General features: G+C 46.0%; 3 protein-coding genes. 2 read left to right on the top strand and 1 reads right to left on the bottom strand.

Translation table 11 applies throughout. The features are described 5' to 3' along the window. The first annotated feature begins 161 nt into the window (after positions 1-161). The gene (locus RYL88_RS12405) at positions 162-590 is read left to right on the top strand and encodes a hypothetical protein (RefSeq protein ID WP_314747627.1); all 429 of its coding nucleotides are present in this window, start codon (positions 162-164) and stop codon (positions 588-590) included. Positions 591-897: 307 nt separating this feature from the next. Next, the gene (locus RYL88_RS12400; protein ID WP_314991707.1) at positions 898-2,484 is read left to right on the top strand and encodes a DKNYY domain-containing protein; all 1,587 of its coding nucleotides are present in this window, start codon (positions 898-900) and stop codon (positions 2,482-2,484) included. Between the two features lie 74 nt (positions 2,485-2,558). Here RYL88_RS12400 and RYL88_RS12395 read toward each other — a convergent pair whose 3' ends face one another. After that, entirely contained in the window at positions 2,559-3,086 is a 528-nt protein-coding gene (locus RYL88_RS12395; protein WP_314991705.1) for an NAD(P)H-dependent oxidoreductase, read from the bottom strand. Between the last annotated feature and the right edge of the window lie 272 nt (positions 3,087-3,358).

Genomic DNA, 3,358 nt, shown 5'->3' with positions numbered 1-3,358 from the left:
GAAAATTTTATGGTTTTTTGACGAAATTTGACAATAATGTCCAAATTTGCTCAAAAATTCTTTGCCGCGAGTTTGGGGTACGAAATTTGAGTTAAATCAGCGCAGTTTATAAAAATGTGCGGCGGCGCAATTTAAATTTACAACGACTTTACGGGGTGAAAATGGATTTTGAAAATTTTAGCTGGGCCGATGACGAGATGCTTGCTTTTTTGTCCGCTTTGGGCGACGAGTGGCGCGCGAATGACGGCGGAGCGGAGTTTATAGGGCAAAATTTTAGTTTTATCGGCTCAAAGCCGGTTTTGCAAAATTTAAAAGACTACAAAACGGTCGATTACAAAAATTTTACCGATATTAAGGATTTTATAAGCTCAAATCCAAACATCCAAAGTAAAATTTTAAGCGCGGATATAAGCTACGTCGGCGACAATCTGACCAATGCCGAAGTCAAATTTGCGCCCGAGTATTTTTACGACTTTTTAAAATTTATGGTAGAAAATATCCCCGAACATCACTATTTTTACAGCCCGGATGCCGCTTGGATAATGCTTATAGCCATGGAAGGCTATGTGGAGTTTGCCGTTTTAAAGTAAATAACGTCTGCGCTTTTGCATGGAGTCGCGGGGTATAAATTCTCAAAACGATAGGATTTGCTACCGCGGTTTGAGCGCATTTTGACGGAGGATTTTAAGCAATTTATCGTTTAGCGATAGACAAAATCTTACCGCAAACCAAGCAAACGCAGTTACTCGGCATTTTTAAAATTAGCAAAATTTCCTACGAATCGGCGTAACCGTAATGCAAAAATCTGCAATGCTTTTGCGGTTTTTGCGTCAAATTTAAACTCTTAAACAAAATCATAATATAATCATAAAAATTTAGTTTAAATTTAGGCGATTGATGAAAATAAAAAATTCTCCCGCTACTTGCGCGGTTGCGCTTTTTGCCGTACTTTTTACTGTATTTTTTACGGTTTATATCGCTAGCTACGAGGAGGAGGGCGAATTTACCAAAATAGGCGACAGCGAATTTTACGCGACGCCGCAGGGTAAAATTTACGCGCTAATCCCAAGCGGAGGCAAATTTGAGCTAAAAGGCGCGCGGGCGGATAAATTTAGGGTTCTTGCGTCAGGCGGTTATCGCGGGCGAAACGTCGGAGCTGACGAAAGCGCCGTCTACTGCGGCAATCTAGCCATGAGCGGGCTTGATCCCACGCGCGCTAGGGCGATTGGAAACGGATATTTCACGGACGGCGGGGTTAGCTATTTTTGTAGCGACGTAGGCGAGAGAAACCACGAGCTAGGCGAGTTTACCGAGGTGGTCCAAACTGCGGTGTACGCGCTACTGGGCGCTGATAAACCGCAAAGCTATATTTATAAAACAAAGCGCGTTTCAGGCGTAAATTTGACTCCGGTTTTGGGTTTTGGCTTTGCGGCTAAAAACGCGAGCCAAGGCGGTAAATTTAGCGAAAATAGCGACGCGGAAGATAAAAAAGGCGTCCGAGACGGAGCGCAAATCGGCGGCGATAAAGGTGGCAAAAAAGCTTATTTCGAGGGCGAGGAGTTAGAGGGCGCGGACGCGGATGGGCTAAGATACGTGAGGGACGCGCGCGGTCGAACTAGCGATTTTTACGTCACGGACGGGCGAAACGTCTATTTTAAAAGCTCGCGACTCGCGGTTAAATTTACCCCTGAGCTGCATGAGGCTGCGTATTTTGGCCGCGCGCGCTATCTTTTAGAGCCCGCTAGCGGTGTAGTCTATGCGGACGGGAATGAGTTTGCGCCCGAATTTGCGCCTTACTCGCTACCGTTTGGCGTCTTTGGCGCGCACGCCTATCACCTGCTTTTTCGCGGCAAGGACGGGATTTATTTTTGGGAGAGTAAAAATGACGGCGAAAGCGGCGAGCTAAAACGCGCGGCGGCGGATCCGTTTATGGGTGAAATTTCGCCGCTTGCGGGTAGCGTTTTTGTTAGCAGCGGACAGACTTATTTCGTGCAGAGCCGCGAAATTTGGAGCCGCGGCAAAAGCGGCAAACGGCTAAGCTCGCGCCGTACGGAGCTTTTTAGGCTCAAAACTAGCGAGCAGTGGCGCAAAATAGGCCTTGTGCGCAACGGCGTATACGGCGCGGTTTACGCAGACGGCGATAAAATTTACTATTTTGACGCGCTTGGGACGCAGCAGGGGATTAGCGCTAGCGTTTACGAGATCGCAGACGTTGCCGCCATAGAGGCCTTGACACGGCCGTATGATCCAAGCGGGCAAAACATAAGCGGCGCGGACATCCGTAAGATGATAAAAGAGGAGCGGCTCGTGCCGGCGCGAGGCGAGCTCGTTTTTGAGGCGGTTACTTATTACGAAAGCGGCGAGACCTATCTTTTTTGGGGAGTCGCCGCGTTTGCGCTTTTGGTAGTTATTGCGGGCTTTGCGCTTGGGGCTATAAAGCGTGCCAAGGGGCTAAAAATCATGAAAAAGTCCTCGGTAAAGTAAAATTCGGCGGCAAAGCCGCTTGGGTAAAGTGACAAACAACGGAAATTTAAGCAGATAAATCTCCGTCCGCAAAATCAAAGTTTAAGTAAAAAGTCTATGTACTCTTTTGCGCTATTTTCGACGTCTTCGTCGCTAGCGCCCAGTAAAAAGCCGTACGAGGCGAAATCTGCCATAGGCTTTGCACCGACGAAATTTAGAGTAGCTTTAAACGGCGACAATACCTCTTGCAGGCTAAAGCCCTCGATACCGTCTTTGGAATACATATCCTCTTTCGCACCCGCCGAGATAGCTAGCGAAAATAGCTTGCCGTTTAGCTTGGTGCCTCCCGTGCCGTAAGCCCAACCGTAGGCGAATACGTCGTCAAACCACTTTTTTAAAAGCGGCGGGAAATTTGACCAATATAGCGGATATTGAAGCACTATTTTATCGTGAGTTTCGAGTAGTTTTTGCTCCTTGGCTACATCGATTTTAAACTCAGGATAAAGCGAGTAAAGCTCATGGAGCTCGAATTTATCGGCGTGTTTTAGGATTTCTTCCTTCCAGCGGCGATTTACGCGAGAGCCCGCGATATCAGGATGCGCTAGGATAATAAGCGTTTTCATATTTTCTCCTTTTAAAAATAATTCGGAATTATAGTTTATTAAGATATATTTTGTCTTGTTTTGCGTCAAGTTTTGCGATGAGTTGTCAAGAGCGAACCAAAATTTAGATAAAAGTTAAGTAAATTTTCGATATAGCATAAATTTAGGCGCTATTTTAAGCTAATTTCTCGCTTGAATCAAGCGTAATATCTCACGAGAGCGTCTAAGCGCCATCAAAAAAGCGGATGTAAATTTATGCGCGATGCCCGGTAAAGAGACGTAATTTTACTATT

Source organism: uncultured Campylobacter sp. (assembly GCF_963517995.1).
In the GTDB taxonomy this organism is placed as follows: Bacteria; Campylobacterota; Campylobacteria; order Campylobacterales; family Campylobacteraceae; genus Campylobacter_A.
The sequence above is the reverse complement of the archived record's forward strand: the minus strand, read 5'-3'. Positions and strand labels throughout refer to the sequence as shown.

Coding starts and splice junctions, on each gene's coding strand:
- RYL88_RS12405 (WP_314747627.1), top strand. CDS start 162: ATGGATTTTGAAAATTTTAGCTGGGCCGATGACGAGATGCTTGCTTTT.
- RYL88_RS12400 (WP_314991707.1), top strand. CDS start 898: ATGAAAATAAAAAATTCTCCCGCTACTTGCGCGGTTGCGCTTTTTGCC.
- RYL88_RS12395 (WP_314991705.1), bottom strand. CDS start 3,086: ATGAAAACGCTTATTATCCTAGCGCATCCTGATATCGCGGGCTCTCGC.